Origin of the sequence: Klebsiella sp. 141153 (assembly GCF_032601995.1) — a bacterium.
Lineage (GTDB): Bacteria > Pseudomonadota > Gammaproteobacteria > Enterobacterales > Enterobacteriaceae > Klebsiella > Klebsiella aerogenes.
Genome location: NZ_JAQIRJ010000005.1, coordinates 16,256 through 34,668, shown reverse-complemented (window position 1 = coordinate 34,668; position 18,413 = coordinate 16,256). Strand labels below are relative to the sequence as shown.

General features: G+C 57.5%; 15 protein-coding genes. 9 read left to right on the top strand and 6 right to left on the bottom strand.

The window, feature by feature from the left end; genetic code table 11:
- Window positions 1–8 precede the first annotated feature (8 nt).
- Together PGS10_RS11225 and PGS10_RS11220 are read right to left on the bottom strand one after the other, a co-directional pair.
- Complete coding sequence (locus tag PGS10_RS11225) at window positions 9–1,742, bottom strand: arylsulfatase (RefSeq protein WP_126338293.1); 1,734 nt, start codon at window positions 1,740–1,742, stop codon at window positions 9–11.
- Between the two features lie 45 nt (window positions 1,743–1,787).
- Entirely contained in the window at window positions 1,788–2,975 is a 1,188-nt protein-coding gene (locus tag PGS10_RS11220; RefSeq protein WP_316422884.1) for an anaerobic sulfatase maturase, read from the bottom strand.
- A 425-nt stretch (window positions 2,976–3,400) separates the two neighbouring features.
- On the opposite strand from PGS10_RS11220, the gene PGS10_RS11215 reads away from it, so the two are divergent.
- The 5 genes from PGS10_RS11215 to PGS10_RS11195 all read left to right on the top strand — a co-directional run bounded on the left by PGS10_RS11215 (window position 3,401) and on the right by PGS10_RS11195 (window position 7,289).
- Window positions 3,401–4,084, top strand: coding sequence for a helix-turn-helix transcriptional regulator (locus PGS10_RS11215; protein ID WP_045393597.1), 684 nt, complete (start codon window positions 3,401–3,403; stop codon window positions 4,082–4,084).
- Between the two features lie 117 nt (window positions 4,085–4,201).
- Window positions 4,202–5,395 (top strand): MFS transporter, encoded by a 1,194-nt coding sequence (locus tag PGS10_RS11210; protein WP_045393369.1) that lies wholly within the window; start codon window positions 4,202–4,204, stop codon window positions 5,393–5,395.
- Window positions 5,392–6,507: a class II histone deacetylase gene (locus PGS10_RS11205; RefSeq protein WP_316422882.1), complete on the top strand. Its 1,116-nt coding sequence runs from the start codon at window positions 5,392–5,394 to the stop codon at window positions 6,505–6,507. The genes PGS10_RS11210 and PGS10_RS11205 overlap by 4 nt, the downstream gene beginning before the upstream one ends.
- A 116-nt stretch (window positions 6,508–6,623) precedes the next feature.
- Complete coding sequence (locus PGS10_RS11200) at window positions 6,624–6,926, top strand: type II toxin-antitoxin system HigB family toxin (RefSeq protein WP_045393363.1); 303 nt, start codon at window positions 6,624–6,626, stop codon at window positions 6,924–6,926.
- Window positions 6,927–7,289: a helix-turn-helix domain-containing protein gene (locus PGS10_RS11195; RefSeq protein ID WP_172408062.1), complete on the top strand. Its 363-nt coding sequence runs from the start codon at window positions 6,927–6,929 to the stop codon at window positions 7,287–7,289.
- 18 nt (window positions 7,290–7,307) lie between these two features.
- On the opposite strand, the gene PGS10_RS11190 is transcribed toward PGS10_RS11195, so the two are convergent.
- From PGS10_RS11190 to PGS10_RS11175, 4 genes are all read right to left on the bottom strand, one after another.
- Window positions 7,308–7,862 carry a DUF3156 family protein gene (locus PGS10_RS11190; RefSeq protein ID WP_316422880.1) on the bottom strand — a complete coding sequence of 185 codons (555 nt, stop codon included), beginning with the start codon at window positions 7,860–7,862 and terminating at the stop codon, window positions 7,308–7,310.
- Window positions 7,840–9,339, bottom strand: coding sequence for an APC family permease (locus PGS10_RS11185; protein WP_316422879.1), 1,500 nt, complete (start codon window positions 9,337–9,339; stop codon window positions 7,840–7,842). The genes PGS10_RS11190 and PGS10_RS11185 overlap by 23 nt, the downstream gene beginning before the upstream one ends.
- Window positions 9,340–9,712: 373 nt before the next feature.
- The gene (locus PGS10_RS11180) at window positions 9,713–10,078 is read right to left on the bottom strand and encodes a cupin domain-containing protein (protein ID WP_025714914.1); all 366 of its coding nucleotides are present in this window, start codon (window positions 10,076–10,078) and stop codon (window positions 9,713–9,715) included.
- 13 nt (window positions 10,079–10,091) lie between these two features.
- Window positions 10,092–11,393, bottom strand: a complete 1,302-nt coding sequence (locus PGS10_RS11175) for an NAD(P)/FAD-dependent oxidoreductase (RefSeq protein ID WP_015367823.1) — start codon at window positions 11,391–11,393, stop codon at window positions 10,092–10,094.
- Window positions 11,394–11,551: 158 nt separating this feature from the next.
- On the opposite strand from PGS10_RS11175, the gene PGS10_RS11170 reads away from it, so the two are divergent.
- The 4 genes from PGS10_RS11170 to PGS10_RS11155 all read left to right on the top strand — a co-directional run bounded on the left by PGS10_RS11170 (window position 11,552) and on the right by PGS10_RS11155 (window position 18,373).
- Window positions 11,552–13,036, top strand: coding sequence for an aldehyde dehydrogenase family protein (locus PGS10_RS11170; protein WP_316422878.1), 1,485 nt, complete (start codon window positions 11,552–11,554; stop codon window positions 13,034–13,036).
- Window positions 13,037–13,359: 323 nt separating this feature from the next.
- On the top strand, window positions 13,360–14,664 hold the full coding sequence (locus PGS10_RS11165) for an NAD(P)/FAD-dependent oxidoreductase (protein ID WP_316422877.1): 1,305 nt from the start codon (window positions 13,360–13,362) through the stop codon (window positions 14,662–14,664).
- Between the two features lie 368 nt (window positions 14,665–15,032).
- Window positions 15,033–16,115 (top strand): YncE family protein, encoded by a 1,083-nt coding sequence (locus tag PGS10_RS11160; RefSeq protein WP_316422876.1) that lies wholly within the window; start codon window positions 15,033–15,035, stop codon window positions 16,113–16,115.
- 59 nt (window positions 16,116–16,174) lie between these two features.
- Window positions 16,175–18,373 carry a TonB-dependent receptor gene (locus PGS10_RS11155; protein ID WP_063414682.1) on the top strand — a complete coding sequence of 733 codons (2,199 nt, stop codon included), beginning with the start codon at window positions 16,175–16,177 and terminating at the stop codon, window positions 18,371–18,373.
- Window positions 18,374–18,413 lie beyond the last annotated feature (40 nt).

Sequence of the window (18,413 nt, the reverse complement as noted above, 5' to 3'; positions counted from 1 at the left end):
GGGTTCGTTTATTTGCCCTCGCTCACAGGAATGGCTTGCGGCGCGGGCACCGGCTTCATGGTCGCCGGATCGACCGCCAGGTAGCGTCCGGTTTTGCTATCGATGCCGACATAATCGATCATCTTGCCCTGCGCTTTGGTAACCATGGTGCGCTTAGCAAATGCCTCGTAGGCGTCGCTCATGGCTTTGACCCTGTCGGCATGTTGGGCCGCGATATCGTGCGTTTCCAGCGGATCGTCATGCAGGTTAAACAGCTGCCACGGCGCGTCGCCGGCGCTGAGGCCGAGCTTGACTAAGCGCCGCAGCTTCCAGTCGCCATCGACCCAGGCCGCCTGATTATGCAATTCGACCCCGTACTTCGAGCGCGGTGGCGTCTGCGTTTCACCGGTCAGATAGCGCTTAAAGCTGACGCCAATCATCGGCAATACGGGTTTCTTAGCCAGCGATTTGTTGGGATCGATGCCGGCGAATTCATATAGCGTCGGCGCCACGTCGTACACCGCCATCGTTGAGGCGTCGATTTTACCGCGCCGGGTAATGCCGGGGCCGGAGATCATAAAGTCGGTATTGATGCCGCCCTGGGCGCTGGTGGTTTTGTGATAATTGGCGTAGGGGGCGTTGCTGACGTTGGCCCAGTGGGGACCGTAGGAGACAAAGGATCCTTTGCGGCCCACGTTGTCATAGCTGTTATCGAACTGCTTCCAGAATTCGGGGGTAGATTCGTAATAAAAACCCTGTGCCGGGTTGGCGCCGTTATCGGTTAAAAACACCAGCAGGGTATTTTTATCGCGCCCGGTTTGTTTCAGCGTCTCCATCAGCGTGCCGATTTGCGCGTCCATATTGGCGATCATCGCCGCATATACCTGCATCACTTTCGCCGTATATTTCTGCTGCTCTGGCGTTAGCGCTTCCCACTCTTTATCCAGCTCCAGATGCGGCAGCGGGGTGTCGTCATGAATAATTCCCAACGCTTTCAGGCGGGCGATGCGCTGGCGATAGACCTCGGCGTAACCCTGCTCATACTGGCCTTTAAAGCGCTTAATCCACTCGTCCGGCGCCTGCAGGGGGTCATGAGGGGCGGTGAAGGCGAGCCAGGCGAAGACCGGCTGCTCCTTTGGCGTCGCTTTAATCCAGCTATTCATCTGGCGGGCGTAAGCTTCGCTGGAGTAAAAATCATCCGGCAGGGAGATGCGCTCGCCATCGCGGGTATAGTAAGTGTGGAACGCCTCGACGGTTCCGAGCGGAATCGCATCGTTAAAGTGGCTGGTGCCGCCGCCCATAAAGGCGAAGGAGTGGTTAAAACCGCGGTCCTTCGGCGTGGCGCCGGGAACAAAACCGAGATGCCATTTGCCGGCCATCAGCGTGTTATAGCCGGCATCTTTAAAGCGTTCGGCCATGGTGGTGACGCGGTCGGTCAGCCGCAGTTCGTAACCCTCTTTGCCAATGGTGCTGTCGTACCACCACATGCCGCCCATCCCGGCCTGCTGGTTACTGTTGCCGGTCAACAGCATCGAACGCGCCGGGGCCGACATCGGTGAGGTGTAATACTGGCTCATGCGGATACTTTGCTCCGCCATGGCCTGCAGGTTGGGGGTGGGGATCTCACCGCCGAAGGGGCTAATATCGGAATAACCCATATCATCGGCGATAATCACGATGACGTTTGGATGCTCATTCTGTGCGCCGTGCGCGCCGCCGGCGAGGATCATGCTGACCGCCGCGGCCATGGCTTTTTTGTTCACGACTGACTCTCCTGTTCATAGTGGGACAACCATCAGGGCAAAGGGCTACGCGGGATGCGCGGCCCCAACAAACGCGGCCCGCCAGGCTTTCAGGCCGTTAAGGTCGCGGGAAAAGGGACGTAATGGCGCGAGGATTTCGCTAAAGAAACGGTAATAACCGCCGCATAGCCGATTGTTGCCAGCGGCGTTGAGATGCGCGGGGCAGCCGCCCTGGCAGACCATTTTTACGGAGCAAGTCTGACATTCGCGGCGCAGGCTTTTTTGCTGGCCGAAAGGGAGCTGAACGGATGCGTCGACCGCGGCGGCGAGCGTCTGCTCGTCAAGGCGGCCCAGACGGTGTTCGGCGTTGATCAGATGATCGCAGGCGTAAAGCTGGCCGTCAGACTCCATCACCAGATTGCTGCCGCAGCGGGCGCTATGCACGCAGCTGCCGCTGGTATGGGTAAAGTACTGCGCCCACGCCTGTTCGATATTGATGACGAACACCCGCCCCATATCGCAGCGCTTTTGCCACTGTCGCCAGATTCCGACCATAAAACGCCCCCAGTTTTCGGCGCTGAGCTGATAACCCTCGCGCAGCGCCGCTCCTTCGCTCATTAGCGGCTGGAACTGCAGATAACGTGCGCCAAGCGTGACCACCCGGTCATAAATCGCCGCCGCGTGGGCGGCCATCTCGTTATGCACCACCACCAGCAGATTAAACTCCACCTGATGCTGGTGGAGCAGGGCGATACCGCGTAGCGCCGCCGACCAGGAAGCCTGCCCGCGTTTATCCGGTCGATGGTGGTTTTGCAGCGCTTCGCTACCTTCGAGGCTGACGCCGATAATAAAGCGATGTTCGCGAAACAGCCGGCACCAGGCGTCGTTGATAAGCGTCCCGTTGGTCTGCAGGCTATTGCTGATGGTTACGCCGTCAGGGGCGTAGCGCTGCTGCAGGGCGAGCGCTTTTTTATAAAAACGTAGCCCGGCCAGTAGCGGCTCGCCGCCCTGCCAGACAAAGTTGATTTCCCGCGCGCTGGCGGGCTGGGCGGCAATATAGCGGCGGATAAACTGCTCCAGTCGCGCCTCGTCCATCTTCCTGACCGGCGTTTCATCCTGCGGGTAGTAGCAGTAGCGGCAGGCGAGGTTGCAGGCGGGGCCAATCGGTTTCATCAGAATATGAAACGGCAGCGATGAGCGCGGTTCGACGGCCAGCGGAATTTGCTGCTGGCGTAAGGCGGCGATATTCAGCATCGGCTTATCCTCTATTAATTGCTGGCCTGGGGCGGCATATTTGGGCAATAGCAAGTCAGGCGTAATCCGTTGATTAAGCCGCGGCGTTAAATTATCGACATCCTTTTTAGGGTATAAATGAAAAAATGCAAAAAACTATCGTTCTTAAGGATGAGATCGGACCTGCCAATATAAGGGTTTTTAATCCTCACGAGAAAATAACGCGTGATGTTAATAACTTTTGTTTATGTTTTAACACCGCTACGTTAACAGATAGCAGGGTGATTTTTAAATGCTTTAAATAACAATGTATTGATGAAAAGTTTGTAATGGATATCACATTGTTAACATGTTAATGATTGTGTTACTTAAATGTGAAATGTATGCTTCATCTTACTCTGGTAATCCGCGTGTTACGCACCACCACCTTGACGGGGGAAAATATCATGTCTGCTTTATTAAAAGCCAGTCGTAATGATGCGATAATAGCCCGTTGTTTACAGACTATTTCACAGTTAATTCCACTGTCTTCAGCGGTTTTTTATCGAGTAAATAATCGTTTAAAACCTGAAAACTATATATTGCATAATATTTCGGATAATACACACCAACAATATCTGGAAAGCTTCCAGCCGTTGGATCCGCACCTGCCGGCGCACTTTAGCCACCAGAGTACGACCATGGCAGCGATGACGCCGCGACTCTGTGACCGCAACCGCCACTACTATCATGAATTTATGTTGCCGAATAACGTACGCGACATGACCGAAATCTTTATTCGCCGCGAACGGCGGATCGTTGCCGGTATCTCGCTGATGCGCGACGTGCCTTTTTCCAGCGAGGAACGCCTCCGGGCCCAGGCGGTACTGCCGCTGGTGGAGCTGGCTATTCGCGATTTCCTGCAGGAAGAGGATCAACTCCCTGCCATCCTGACGGCCAAAGAGCGCGAAATCGTCGGCATGGTGCGTGAAGGCGCCAGCAACAAGCTGATTGCCCGCCAGCTGGATATCTCGCTCTCGACGGTGAAAACCCATCTGCGCAATATTTTCGCCAAGACTGAAGTCGTCAACCGGACTGAACTCGTTTCCCGAACCTGGATGCCTGCCGCTCAGCGTACGCTGCATCTGTAATCTGACTATCGCATCCCGCGCGCGCCGTGGCAGCACGGCGTTTTCCTGATGCCTGTGGGTATCACTCCCTGGATAACCGTCCGGGGGGAGGCTTTTTTGACTGGAGCACGCCCTACGATGTCGAGTACACCTCTTTCTGAAAATAGCCTTTCCCGGCCTGGCGGGCTGGTGGTGTCGCTGCGTTTGCTGGCGGCGATTGTTATTTTCGCCGCCATTGCGCCGGGGATATTAATGACCGCGCCGGCGGTGGCGGCGCAGCTGGCCAGCGAATGGCACCTTAAACCCGGACAGATCGGCTGGCTATTTTCGGCGGAGCTCGGCGCGATGAGCCTGGCGACGCTCCCGGCGTGGTGGTGGATGAACCGCCTCGACTGGCGGCGGGTGGCACTCGTCGCCTGCGCGGTATTTCTGCTCGCTAACCTTGCTTCGGCGGTAGTCACCCAGTATGCGTCGCTGCTGGCGGTACGCTTTATTGCTTCCCTGGCGGGCGGCACGCTAATGATTTTGTGCATCAGCTGCGCGGCGGGAACGCCGAATCCATCGCGGGTGTACGCATTTTGGGTACTGGGGCAGCTGCTGTTAGGTATGCTTGGCCTGCTGGTGTTGCCCGGCCTGTTCGTGACCTTTGGCCTGAAGGTCGTTTATCTGCTCCTCGCCGCCATCATGCTCTGCTGTTTGCCGCTGGTTTCTGCCTTCCCGTCGCGTTTTCAAGCGCAATCGGCTTCCCATCGCCAGCCACCTGCGGCGTCGTGGCGTAAGGCGCTGGCGGTACTGGCGGTTCTCACCTTCTATATCAGCCTCAGCGCGGTATGGACCTTTATCGGCACCATCGGCAGCGGGGCAGGGTTGAGTCCGACAGAGGTCGGTCTGGTGCTAGCGGCGGCGACGGTGTTCGGCATTATCGGCGCCGGCGGCGCGGCTCTACGCGGTACCCAACGTCCGGACCGGCTGGCGGTGTGGCTGGGATACGCGCTGCTGATCGCCAGCGTGCTGTTACTGACGGGCCATCCGCTGCTGGTGCGTTACGCCATCGCGGCGCTGCTGTTTAAGTTCACCTGGACTTTCGTGCTGCCTTTTATCCTCGCTCGCGTGGCCGCGCTCGATAACAGCGGCCGGTTGATGAACAGCATCAATCTGGTGATCGGCGGCGGAATGGCAGCCGGCCCGGCGCTCGCGGGGGCCTTACTGCAACATTTCGCCAGCGCCAATCCGCTGCTGGCGGCGGCAGGCGCCTGCGCGCTGCTGTCTCTGATTTTGATTGCGGCGGCGTCGTCCGCCGGAAAAGGTTTAGCCAACGGGAGGATAGAGTGAAAAGAAAAACCGGTTTCTTCTTTGATGAACGTTGTTTCTGGCACAGTACCGGCCTGCACGCGGTAACGCTGCCGGTCGGTGGCTGGGTACAGCCGCCCGCCGGCGGCGGCCATGCCGAGTCGCCGGAGACCAAACGGCGGATGAAAAACCTGATGGACGTCTCCGGGCTGACGCCGCAGCTGGAACTACGCAGCGCGGCGGCGGCGAGCTTTGAGGACCTGCGGCGGATCCATCCTGATAGCTATCTTGAGCGTTTTAAGACAATCAGCGATAACGGCGGCGGCATGCTCGGCAAAGAGGCGCCGCTGGGACCGGGGAGTTATGAAATCGCCTGCCTTTCCGCCGGACTGGCCTGTGCCGCCGTCGAGGCGGTGCTTAAGGGCGAACTGGATAACGCTTATTCGCTGTCGCGGCCGCCAGGACACCACTGCCTGCCGGACCAGTCGATGGGGTTTTGTTTCCTCGCCAATATTCCCATTGCCGTTGAACGGGCGAAAGCGTTGCTGGGGCTCGGCAAGGTGGCGATTATTGACTGGGACGTTCACCACGGTAACGGTACGCAGCATATCTATCTGCAGCGCGATGACGTGCTGACTATCTCATTGCATCAGGACGGCTGCTTCCCGCCGGGCTACTCCGGCGAGGACGATCGCGGCGTTGGCGCGGGCGAAGGTTACAACATCAATATTCCGATGCTGGCCGGGGCGGGCGACGACAGCTGGCGCTATGCGCTGGAAACTATCGTCATTCCCGCGCTGGCGCGTTTTGAGCCGGAACTGATTATTATCGCCTGCGGCTATGATGCCAACGCGATGGATCCATTAGCGCGGATGCAGCTACATAGCGACAGCTTCCGGGCGATGACCGAACAGGTCCAGCAGGCGGCGGATCGCCTGTGCGGCGGGAAACTGGTGATGGTGCACGAAGGCGGCTACGCCGAGTCCTACGTGCCGTTCTGCGGCCTGGCGGTGATGGAAACGCTGAGCGGCGTGCGCACCGAGGTTCAGGATCCGCTGCTGGAATTTATTCAGCAGCAGCAGCCGCGCGCCGCATTCGCGCAGTTCCAGCGCCAGGCCATCGATCGGCTGGCGCAGCAGTTCGGTCTGCTATAAAACGCCTCAGCTTCCCCGCTGTGATGGCGGGGAAGGGCAAGACGCAATGTGACTCAAAAGTCCCGTTTTGGGACTTTTTTCTTTACCTGGTCCCGAATTGGGACTAATATCCGTCCATGAAGATAATCTCAGTGAAAGTACTCAGGGATTTCTGGGCGGAGAATCCCGACGCGGAACAACCGCTAAAGGCTTGGGTGGACGAGGCAATAAAGGCTGACTGGAAAACCCCGGCGGAGATTAAGGACCAATACCGCAGCGCAAGCATATTGAAAAATAAGCGGGTGGTATTCAACATAAAGGGAAATGATTATCGGTTAATTGTAGCTGTTGCTTATCTGCGGGGATGGATGTTCGTTAAGTTTATCGGAACGCATAAGGAATATGACGTGATAAACGCTGAGACGATAGAGAGGAAGTAAATGATGAATGTTAAGCCTATCCGCACTGAACAAGATTACGAAGCCGCGTTAAGCGCGGTTGAACCTTTTTTTGATAATGAACCAGCGCCTGATACGCCAGAGGGCGATTTTTTTGAGGTGATGTGCTTGCTCATTGAAGAGTATGAGAAAAGGCACTATCCCATCGAGCCGCCCACCCCCATTGAAGCCATAAAATTTCGCATGGAGCAGCAGGGGCTTACCGTAAAAGATCTGGAACCAGCGATTGGTAAATCTAATCGCGTTTATGAAATTCTCAATGGCACGCGTAACCTGACGCTCCCGATGATTCGCCGGCTTCATGCACAGTTCGGCATTCCTCTGGAGAGTCTGATCGGCGCGTGATGTCATGGCAATATGGTCTTAATCATTGGTTTTCTCAGCCATCCACTGACTTACCGCCTGATTAATCATCGCCAGCACGCTGAGCAGCAGCATCCGCTGCTGCGCTTCGAGCTTCAGATAACGGCGCAGCGGCGGCATTTTACAGACCACTTCGCTGGCGGCCCAGGGTTCAATGCAACAGCGCCAGCCGCTATCGTCAAAGGTCAACGAAAAGCGGCGGTAGTCCAGCTCGCTTAAGGTGTGCTGGAGATTAGGAAAACCGTTGAGATAGCCGGCGAGTTCCGCGCTCTCTTTACTGCCGATAAAGCGGATGGGCTGACGTTTCAGCCAGCCGGATTGGTGGGCGCGGATCTTGCCGCGAGCGGGCCGGGTAACCGGCCCCTCGACGACAAACTCGCAGCTGTGAATGCTGGCCATAAATAGCCGCTTCTGGCGCACGCTGAAGGTGACGGCGGTGACGTCGTTCAACCGCAACATCGCGCTGCGTTCGCTGAGTTTTTCGCTCGGCCAGCCCGCTAAGTCACGCTGCACCGCGTTCATTAATGGCGTTTCAAACCAGGGGACGGAGGACATCAGGCGTCATCTCCCCGCGGGTCTGTTTCTCATAATTGCCGATAGCGCGCTCGACCACCTCTTCCACCTCCAGCGGCTTGAACGGATTAACGCGCTGTACGCATAGCGTCCAGAACAGGGCATAGGCGGCGGTCAGGCCGAGCATAATCCCGAACGGCACCAGCACCTCGCGGCTGTCCATCCCCGGTGGGGTAATATTCACAATCGCGATGATAATCCCGACGCTGGAGATAATCTGCGGTAGCGGGAACCACGGCGAGCGGTAGGCGCGCGGCAGGTCAGGGCGGCGAATGCGCAGCATCACCACCGACAGCGTGACCAGCAGATAGGCCACGCCCCAGGCGCAGACCGCGGCGAGGATCAGCGGTACGATACGGTCCAGATCGCCGTTCAGGTACCAGGCGTGCAGGCAGGGGATGGCCACGCCGATGGCAATTGCGATCACCGGCGTTTTGAAGCGTGGATGCAGCCAGGTAAGAAAACGCGGCAGCGCGCCGTCCAGCGCCATACCGTAAATAATACGCGGCACCGCGGCCATCAAGGTATTAATCGTGGCGCAGCCCGCCAGCAGCAGGCCGACCCCGAGCCAGTACTGGCCGGCGTGGCCCATCACCCGCTCGGCGAAGGCCGGGATCGCCATCGGCGTGTCCAGCAAATGGACGTTATTCGCCGCATCGATCACCACGTTTTCCACCTGGCGGTTAATCGCCGCGCCATAGATAAACATGCAGCTGGCGACCACCAGCAGACCCAACGCCATCGCCCGCGGAATGGTGCGATGGGCTTTTTTGATTTCCGGCGCCATCGGCGTCACCAGTTCGCAGCCGACGAACATAAACATCGCCATGCCGATATAGCCGAACAGGCCGGAGATATCGCTAACGTTCAGCGGCGTGCCGAACCAGCCGGAAAGATGAGTCACCGGCGCCATAAAAATGCCGCACAGGCCGAAAATGGTCAGCGTTGTCCACATGCCAAAGGTAAGCACCACTTCGACCTTGCCGAAAATTTCCACGCCAATGGCGTTGAGCAGGCCGAAAATGACCACCATACCGACGCCCACCATCCAGGTGTTTTGATGGGCGGCCATCTGCGCGTTGACCGATTCGAAGTTCACCAGCGCCATAATGCCGGCGAGAATGGTCTCCGCGGTGCCGGCGAAGATATGGACGATAAGATAGGCGCACAGCGCGCCGGTAATGGCGAAGAAGCGGCCCATACCGCAGGATATATAGTCGTACACCGAGCCGGTGGTAGGGATTAACGTTGCGGCTTCGGCGAAGGTAGTGACCTGTGCTTGCATCATAATAAAAGCCAGCAGTACCGCCAGCGCGAAGGTGTCGCCGCCCATGCCGAATCCGCTGGTGACCGTCAGGATCACCGGGCTTGCCATAATCAGCCCAACCGAGCTGGCGAGGGTCGTCGGAAAGCCGACGACGCCGCGTTCAAGATGGCTGGCGAGTCTGTTACTAAACATAGTCAACCTCTGCACAATGTAGGGGAGGGCAGGGAATAGCCAGCGCCACTCCCGGATAGTCATAATTTAGGCGGGCATCCTGCTCAACGAATATCGTCCGGAAGGTGGAGAGCAACGGGTGAATCTGTGACGTAGTCCATGAATGTGGCGGTTGATAAACAAGATGGCCCCGGAAAGCGGGGCCATCTGTCTTGCCACGTTGCGCGTATTTCTACCGGGTGGCGGCTAGCGCCTTACCCGGCCTACGGTCCGTGCGGCCTGCCTTTAATTTGGCCTCAAAACCCCGGTAGCGCCGACGCTTATCGGGGCGACAGCGCTGTGCGATTTGGTAGCCCGGAGAAGGCGTAATGCGCCGCCGGGCATTATCAGCGTGTTAGCGCGTCTCGACGTTCGCCAGATAGTGTTTGACGAAACGTGGGGTGAGGATTTTCCACTCCACTTCGGTGCCCTGTTTGACAAACCAGCTGTCCCCCGGCGCGAAGCGCTGCGGCTCGCCGCCGGCGACGGTCAGTTCAACTTCGCCCTCCAGCACGGTGGCGTGTTCGGTAAACGGGTAGGTCATGGTGAAGCTCCCTTCGGTGGACGAAAACAGTCCGCAGGTAAAGGCGTCCTGCGGCTCGCCGTATATCATCGCGCCCGCTACCTGCGGGTCGCCGGCGGTCGGCGTCGCGCCGAGCAGGCTGACGCTGCCGATCGGCTGTAGTTCAGGTACCGGGTGTTTGAGTTTAAAAGCGTGCATAGCGTTCTCCTGATTAACTCCGGCCTTTCCAGAAACCGGCGGTTTGATGCATCAGTTTTCCGGCGGTGACTAATAGCAAGCGCAGGCTGTCACGGCCGTGGATGGTCGCGTGGGGAATGCTGCTTAGCAGACGATAGCGGTCGGAACCGCCATTGATCCCTTCGGCGAGGATTTTGCACACGATGTGCGAGGGGGTGACGCCGAAGCCGGAGTACCCCTGGACGTAAAAGACGTTGTTATGGTCGCGTAAGGTGCCAATCTGCGGGAACAGGTTGGCGCTACAGGCCATCGGCCCGCCCCAGGCGAAATCGATCTTCACATCTTTCAGGTATGGGAAGACCTCCGCCAGCAGCGTACGGTTCCAGGCGGCGAAATCGTTCGGCGTATACTCCACGAAGCGGGTAGCGCTGCCGAACAGCAGGCGGTTTTCGCGGGTGACGCGGTAGTAGTTAATCACCGGGCGAATATCGCTGAAGGCGCCGCGCAGCGGGCTGATACGCTCGATCAGTTCATCGGAGAGCGGCTCGGTCGACACCTGATAGGAGTAGGTGACCAGCGTTTTGTTGTAGATCTCCGGCTCCATATTGTTGAGGAAGCTGTCGCAGGCCCACAGTAGTTTGGCGGCTTTAACGCTGCCCATCGCGGTGCGCACCCGTACCTGTTTGCCGTAATTCACCTCCACCACCGGCGAGGATTCGAAAATCTTCACCCCCAGCGAATGCGCGGCCTGCGCCGAACCAAGCAGCATATTGAGTGAATGGATCTGCCCGCCGCCCATATGTTTCAGCGCGCCGCAGTAAACTTCGGAGCCGACCACCTGCTGCACCTCTTTCCCGGTATACAGTTCGATTTCTTCATCGGGGGTGGCGGCTTTAAACTCCTTCTCCCACTGGCGTAGCGTTTTAAGCTGCCGCTGGTTATAGGCCAGGTAGCCGTAGCCGGGGACGAAATCGGCGTCGATGTTGTATTTGCGGATGCGTTCGCGAATGATACCCGCGCCGAGGTTGGCGATTTTAAATAGCGTCTCCAGCCCCTCTTTGCCGACGTGTTTTTTCACCGCTTCGATATCGTGGCCGATCCCAGCCATCACCTGACCGCCGTTGCGCCCGGTGCCGCCATAGCCAAGATGGCGCGCTTCCAGCACCACCACGTTGGTGATCCCCTGTTCCGCGAGTTCGAGCGCGGTGTTAATGCCGGAAAAGCCGCCGCCGATAATTACCACATCGGCTTCGATATCTTCCCGCAGCGCCGGAAAATGGAGCTGGTATTTCTTCGTCGCGCCGTAGTAGTTCAGCGCATCGATTTTAATATTCATCGCGTTACCCTGTCGTCTTGCCTGGCTCAATGTCCTCATCACAGCACGCCGCGCGGGCGCTGAATATCGTCCGGAAGAATGACGTTCTTTAGAACGATGGGCGGTGCGGCGCAACCGTGCTGTGATGGGCTAACTTTGCTAAAAAACGGGTGCTGACGATGAGCGAGATAACCTTACTGGCGGAAGTGACCGCCTTTTTACGCCAGCCGCACGGGCAGTTTATTGCCGGTCATCGGGAGGCGGGCCACGGCGCGCCGTTCGCGGTGATAAACCCAGCGACCGGACAGGCGATTGCCGAGGTCACGGCGGCGGATGTCGGCCAGGCGGACCGCGCGATGGAGAGCGCCCGCCTGGCGTTTAATCAGTGGCACGAGATACCGACGCTGGCGCGCGGCGCGCTGCTGCTGAAACTGGCGGACACGCTGGCAGAGCATCGCGAAGAGCTGGCGCAGCTGGAAAGCCTCTGCTCCGGTAAGACCATCACCCTGGCGCGGATGCTGGAACTGGATCAATCGGTAGCGTTTTTGCGCTACTTCGCCGGCTGGGCGGGAAAAATCACCGGGGAAACCCTGGATGTGTCGCTGCCGTCGATGGCCGGGGAGAAATATACCGCCTTTACCCGCCGCCAGCCGTTGGGCGTGGTGGTCGGCATCGTACCGTGGAACTTCTCGATTATGATTGCCATCTGGAAGATGGCGGCGGCGCTGGTCTGCGGCTGCACTATCGTCCTCAAGCCGAGCGAGTATACGCCGCTGACGCTGCTGCGGGTGGCGGAACTGGCGAAAGCGGCGGGTATCCCGGATGGCGTCATTAACGTGGTCAACGGCGCCGGAGGCGAAATCGCCCAACGGCTCATCACGCATCCGGCCTGCGCCAAAGTGAGCTTCACCGGCTCGGTGGCGACCGGGGAAAAAGTCCAGCAGTCGGCCAGCGGGTCAGGTAAACGGGTTACGCTGGAGCTGGGCGGTAAAAACGCCGCGCTGTTCCTCGATGATCTGACGCCGGAGGCCATGGTGAACGGCATCATTGAAGCCGGTTACCTCAACCAGGGGCAGATTTGCGCCGCCGCTGAGCGCTTTTATCTGCCGCAGGGCAAGCTGGATGCGGTACTGGCGCTGCTGAAAGACAAGCTCAGCGCTTTCGCGCCGGGGTCGCCGCTGGATGAACAAACGCTGATGGGGCCGCTGGCCAACCGCCAGCAGTATGACAAAGTCTTGCGGCTCATTCAGACCGCGCGCGATGAGGGCGATACCATCGTTTGCGGCGGCGAAGCGCTGCCCGGCGAGGGCTATTTCCTGCAGCCGACGGCGGTTAAAGTGCGCAGCGAAGAGAGCACCCTGATGCGCGAAGAGACCTTCGGCCCGGTATGCAGCTTTATTGGCTATCGCAGCGAAGAAGAGGCGCTGGCCCGAATTAATGCTTCGCCGTATGGGCTGGCGGCCAGCGTCTGGTCGGATAATATCCGCCAGGCGCTGCGCTACTCGCAGGCTATTGACGCCGGGATCGTATGGGTCAACATGCATACCTTCCTCGACCCGGCGGTGCCGTTCGGCGGCATGAAAGGATCGGGTATTGGCCGTGAGTTTGGTAGCGCGTTTATTGATGATTATACTGAACTTAAATCGGTGATGATGCGTTATTAAACCGCGGTAATACGTTGCTGCCGCTAATCCCCCTTCATTAAATATAAGACTTAATAGTTATTATTATCTAATCCTTACCCTGGCCGCTAAATAATAATTTAGTGGCCTTTTTGTTTACCTCGAATATGCGTGCAAGGAAATTGCCTGAAAACTTGTACAATAATATCCCGATTAAAAATTGCCGCCAATTAAATTTGCGATTACCAATATGCATCCCGTAATCATCTAATGGATGACTGGCATTTTATTGTTTGAATTATTGTTAACTAAAAATTATCTGAGAGTTTTTAATTAACATTTAATTAATTATTTTGGAGTTCACCTTGACTACGCCATTAAAAGAGATCGTTATTGTCGGCGGCGGCGCCGGCGGGCTGGAGCTAGCGACCCAACTGGGACGTAAATTAGGGCGTCGGCGGAAAGCGAATATTACCCTTGTCGACCGCAGCCAGAGTCATCTGTGGAAACCGCTATTGCATGAAGTCGCCACCGGTTCGCTGGATGAAGGCGTCGATGCGCTGAGCTTTCTCGCGCATGCCAGCAAGCATCATTTTTCCTTTCAGCACGGTTCGGTGATGGATATCGATCGGCAGAATAAAACCATTACTATCGCCGCACTGCTGGATGAGCAGGGTGAAGTGCTGGTGCCGGAGCGTAAGCTGAGCTGGGATACGCTGGTGATGGCGTTGGGCAGTACGTCTAACGATTTCAATACGCCGGGCGTTAAAGAGCACTGTATTTTCCTCGATAGCTCCGAGCAGGCAAAATTATTCCATCAGCAAATGCTTAACCAATTCCTGCGTTATTCAGCCGATCCAGATGCCACCGGTAAAGTTAATATTGCTATCGTCGGCGGCGGCGCGACCGGCGTTGAATTATCTGCCGAATTGCATAATGCGGTGAAAGAACTGCACAGCTATGGCTATAAAGATCTGACTAACGATGCGTTAAATGTCAGCCTGATTGAAGCCGGCGATGGTATTTTACCCGCGCTACCAAAACGAATTTCCAGCGCCGTCCACGATAAGTTGAGCAAGCTTGGCGTTAATGTAATGACCAACACCATGATCACCGGCGTTGAGGAAAATGGTCTGCATACCAAAGACGGCCAGTTTATCGAGGCGAATTTAATCGTTTGGGCGGCCGGGATTAAAGCGCCGGACTTCATGAAAGAGATTGCCGGACTGGAGACCAACCGTATCAATCAGCTGGTGGTGGAGCCTACGCTGCAAACGACGCGCGATGCCGATATTTTCGCCTTTGGCGACTGTGCGGCGTGCCCGCGTCCGGAAGGCGGATTTATCCCGCCGCGCGGCCAGGCGGCCCATCAGATGGCGCTGTTCACCGCCGATAATATTATCGCCCGCATGAAGGGGCATAAGCTGAAAGCGTTCTCCTATCGCGATCGCGGTTCGCTGGTTTCACTGTCCAGCTATACCACCTTCGGTAGCATTATGGGGCATCTGCCGATCGGCCCGCTGATGGTCGAAGGCCGTATTGCGCGCATGGTTTACGATTCGCTGTATCGGATGCATCAGGTGACGCTGCACGGTTATTTCAAAACCGGCCTGATGATGCTGTCCGGCGGGATTAACCGTATTATTCGCCCGCGCCTGAAATTGCATTAAACGTGCTAAGCCGCCCTTCGCCAGAAGCGTGCGGCTTAGCCTCCTGTCGCCCGGATAAGGCGTAATGCGCCGCTTTCCGGGTATGTATCGATCCCGCAGTTCTTTTCTCCCCCTATCAATCCGCCATCCCACGTTAAAAAATCAGCAGATAATCTTTTTTGCCCGCCGAGGCTTGTTTGACATTCGATAATGAGTATAGTTCTCATTCTCTTTTTTGTTCGCAGACTAAGCAGGGATCGATCTGCGCCAGTGAGTCGTTCACAAGGAACAGCGAAGGCGTAGGGTGACGCAAAGACAGCAGGCCGGAAACACACAATATCGGCCGCTGCGCGACCACCGGGTCATTGATTTTTTATAGGGTTGTTCCAATGAAATACACTCTTCCGGCGTTGGCGCTGGCCATCAGCGCGACGTTAGGCGGCTGCGCGACCCACCATTCCGCTGCCGTCGCTCAACCGGTTGTTAACTCTCCTGCGGCTAACGTGGCGCAACCTCTGCAGCGCCAGCTAGCGGAAGGGTTGTACGAGATGGCGCTAAGCCCGCAGGGCGATGCGCTGTACGTCGCCAGCGCCGAGGGCTTTAAAGATGTGCAGGGCGGAGCGGTTTACAAGCTGGATCCGCAAACCCTTAATACCATCGGCCTGACGCATACCGATCTGAAAAACTTCGCTTTACAGCTCTCTGCGGATGGTAAAACGCTATACGTCAGCAATTCGCTCGACGGCGGCATCAGCGCTATTGACACCGCCACCGGCAAGGTAAAAAACCGCCTGCTGTTCAGCGAGCGCAATGAAAAAGGGCTCCCCTATGGGGCGCGTCAGCTGCTGCTGTTAAATAATACCCTCTACGTTGGGGCGGTCGCCGACCCGGCGCAAATCTGGGTGGTTGACGCCACTACCCTGAAGCTGAAAACGCGGATTAAAAACACCGGTAAATGGATGACCGGCCTGCACTATTCTGCACAAACCGGGCGCGTATACGCCGCCAACGGCAGCGGTGAAATTCTGGTGATCAACCCGCGCAACCAACGCATTGAACAGCGCTGGAAGCCGCTGGGCGACAAGCCGGCGCTGCTGCTTAATATGGCCGAAGATAGCGAAACCGGTCGTCTGTTCGTGACCGATAACTCGAAAGCGAAAACCACCCTGGTGTTGGATATCCACAGCGGCAAACTGCTTAAACAGCTCGATGTCGGCGATTCGCTGGCGGTGCAGTTCAATGGGAAACGCCACGAGATTTATATTTCACAGCGTGAATCCGGCAAGGTTATCAGCCTTGACGCCAGCCGCTACACGCTGAAGAAAAGCTGGGCGCTGCCGGCCAATCCCAACAGCCTGCTGCTTTCCGCCGATGGTCAGACGCTGTTTGTCACCGTCAAACAGCCCTTCAATAAAGACCACTCCACTAAAGGCCCGGACAGCATCGTACGTATCGACCTGAACGCGCAATAAAAATAACTGGCCCGGCGACGGGCCCTTTGATCCATTTATCCTCATCCATGGGGCAAATTATGCACACCACGCACTATTCATCCTTCCCGCTGCGTAAAACGCTGCTGGCCTTAGCCATCAGCGCCGCCAGTCAAACGGCGATGGCCGCGGACGCTGCCGCCGCGAAGCAGCCTGGCGAAGAGACCATCATCGTCGAGGCTAACGAAAACAGCGATTTTAAATCCGGCGGCGACCTGGTAGTTCCGGCATTCCTCGACGGCCAGATCGCCCACGGCGGCCGTCTGGGAATGCTTGGCGAACAAAAAGCGATGGACGTCCCGTTTAACGTCATCGGCTATACCTCGAAGCTGATTCAGGACCAGCAGGCGAAAACTATCGCCGATGTCGTCAGCAACGACGCTGGCGTGCAGGCCGTACAGGGCTACGGCAACTTCGCCGAGACCTATCGAATCCGCGGGTTTAAGCTCGATGGCGATGACATGACCATGGGCGGACTGGCGGGCGTGGTGCCGCGTCAGGTGATGGATACCCAGATGCTGGAGCGCGTTGAAATTTTCAAAGGGGCTAACAGCCTGCTTAACGGCGCGGCCAGCAGCGGCGTCGGCGGGATGATTAACCTCGAGCCGAAGCGGGCGGAAGATCTGCCGACCGCACGCGTTGGCGTCGACTATACCTCTGATTCCCAGGTTGGCGGTACCCTCGACCTGGGGCGCCGTTTCGGCGATAACAACCAGTTCGGCGCCCGGGTCAACCTGGTGCATCGCGAGGGCGAAGGCGCTATCGATAACGATAAACGCCGTACCACGCTGGCTTCGCTGGGGCTTGATTACCGCGGCGATCGTTTCCGCTCCTCGCTCGATTTCGGCTATCAGAAGAAAACGTTCCACGGCGGTACGATGGGCGTCAATATCAGCGGCGTGGATTTCGTCCCGGCGCTGCCGGACAACAGCAAAAACTACAGCCAGAAGTGGGGCTATAGCGATATCGAAAGCGAGTTCGGCATGGCGAAGGCGGAATATGACCTGACCGATAGCTGGACGGTATACAGCGCCCTCGGCGGTCAGCATTCGCATGAAATCGGCACCTACAGCGCGCCGAAGCTGCTCAATAAAAACGGCGATGCGACGGTTGGCCGCCTTGATACTAACCGCATCATCGACGCGATCAGCGGCATGGGCGGGGTACGCGGCGATTTCAATACCGGCGCGATTTCGCATAAGGTGAATCTCGGCTATGCGGCGCAGGTGCATACCGATGCGACCGCCTGGCGGATGTCGGCGAAGAACCCGACCACCAATATCTATGACAACCGCGATGTGGCAATGCCGGATAACGCCTATTTTGGCGGCAACTACCACGATCCGCTGGTCACCTCGCGCAGCCGTACGCAGGGCTGGCTGCTGAGCGACACCCTCGGCTTCTTTAACGATAAGGTGCTGTTTACCGCGGCTGCTCGTCATCAGAAAGTGGTCGTGCGCAACTACAGCAACGCCACCGGACTGGAAGATACCTCGTCGCGTTATACCCAAAGCCGCTGGATGCCGACGTTTGGCCTGGTGTACAAGCCGTGGGAGCAGCTGTCGCTGTATGCTAACCATACCGAAGCGCTGCAGCCGGGCTCTGTGGCGCCGACTACGGCGGCCAATGCCGGGCAGAGTACCGGGATCGCGCACTCGAAGCAGGACGAAGTGGGCGTCAAGATCGACTACGGTACGATCGGCGGATCGCTGGCGCTGTTTGAAATCAAAAAACCGAACGCCATTTCCGATACCGCTGGCAATTACGGCCTCGACGGCGAGCAGCGTAACCGCGGCGTAGAGATGAACGTCTTCGGCGAGCCGATGCTGGGGCTGCGTCTTAACGCCAGTACGGTGTGGCTGGATGCCAAACAGACTAAAACCGCTAAAGGCGCAACCGACGGTAAAGATGCCATTGGGGTGGCTAACTTCTACGCGGTGCTTGGCGCCGAGTATGATATCAAGCCGGTGGAAGGCCTGACCGCGACCGCGCGTGTCAATCATAGCGGCTCGCAGTATGCCGATGCGGCCAACACCAAGAAGCTGGATAGCTACACCACCCTGGATTTAGGCCTGCGCTATCGTATGCGCCTGAACGCCGACCAGAACGAAATGACCTGGCGCATCGGGGTGACCAACGTGACCAACGAGAAGTACTGGTCCGGCATTGACGATACCGGAACCTATCTGTTCGAAGGCGATCCGCGTACCGTTCGCGTCTCAATGAGCTACGACTTCTAACGCTAAAAAAGCGGGGCGGGCGGCTGATGCTTGCCCCGCG

Bases quoted from the DNA above. Each gene is read 5' to 3' on its own strand.
- PGS10_RS11220 (WP_316422884.1), bottom strand. From the start codon at position 2,975: ATGCTGAATATCGCCGCCTTACGCCAGCAGCAAATTCCGCTGGCCGTC.
- PGS10_RS11215 (WP_045393597.1), top strand. From the start codon at position 3,401: ATGTCTGCTTTATTAAAAGCCAGTCGTAATGATGCGATAATAGCCCGT.
- PGS10_RS11210 (WP_045393369.1), top strand. From the start codon at position 4,202: ATGTCGAGTACACCTCTTTCTGAAAATAGCCTTTCCCGGCCTGGCGGG.
- PGS10_RS11200 (WP_045393363.1), top strand. From the start codon at position 6,624: ATGAAGATAATCTCAGTGAAAGTACTCAGGGATTTCTGGGCGGAGAAT.
- PGS10_RS11195 (WP_172408062.1), top strand. From the start codon at position 6,927: ATGATGAATGTTAAGCCTATCCGCACTGAACAAGATTACGAAGCCGCG.
- PGS10_RS11190 (WP_316422880.1), bottom strand. From the start codon at position 7,862: ATGTCCTCCGTCCCCTGGTTTGAAACGCCATTAATGAACGCGGTGCAG.
- PGS10_RS11185 (WP_316422879.1), bottom strand. From the start codon at position 9,339: ATGTTTAGTAACAGACTCGCCAGCCATCTTGAACGCGGCGTCGTCGGC.
- PGS10_RS11180 (WP_025714914.1), bottom strand. From the start codon at position 10,078: ATGCACGCTTTTAAACTCAAACACCCGGTACCTGAACTACAGCCGATC.
- PGS10_RS11175 (WP_015367823.1), bottom strand. From the start codon at position 11,393: ATGAATATTAAAATCGATGCGCTGAACTACTACGGCGCGACGAAGAAA.
- PGS10_RS11170 (WP_316422878.1), top strand. From the start codon at position 11,552: ATGAGCGAGATAACCTTACTGGCGGAAGTGACCGCCTTTTTACGCCAG.
- PGS10_RS11160 (WP_316422876.1), top strand. From the start codon at position 15,033: ATGAAATACACTCTTCCGGCGTTGGCGCTGGCCATCAGCGCGACGTTA.
- PGS10_RS11155 (WP_063414682.1), top strand. From the start codon at position 16,175: ATGCACACCACGCACTATTCATCCTTCCCGCTGCGTAAAACGCTGCTG.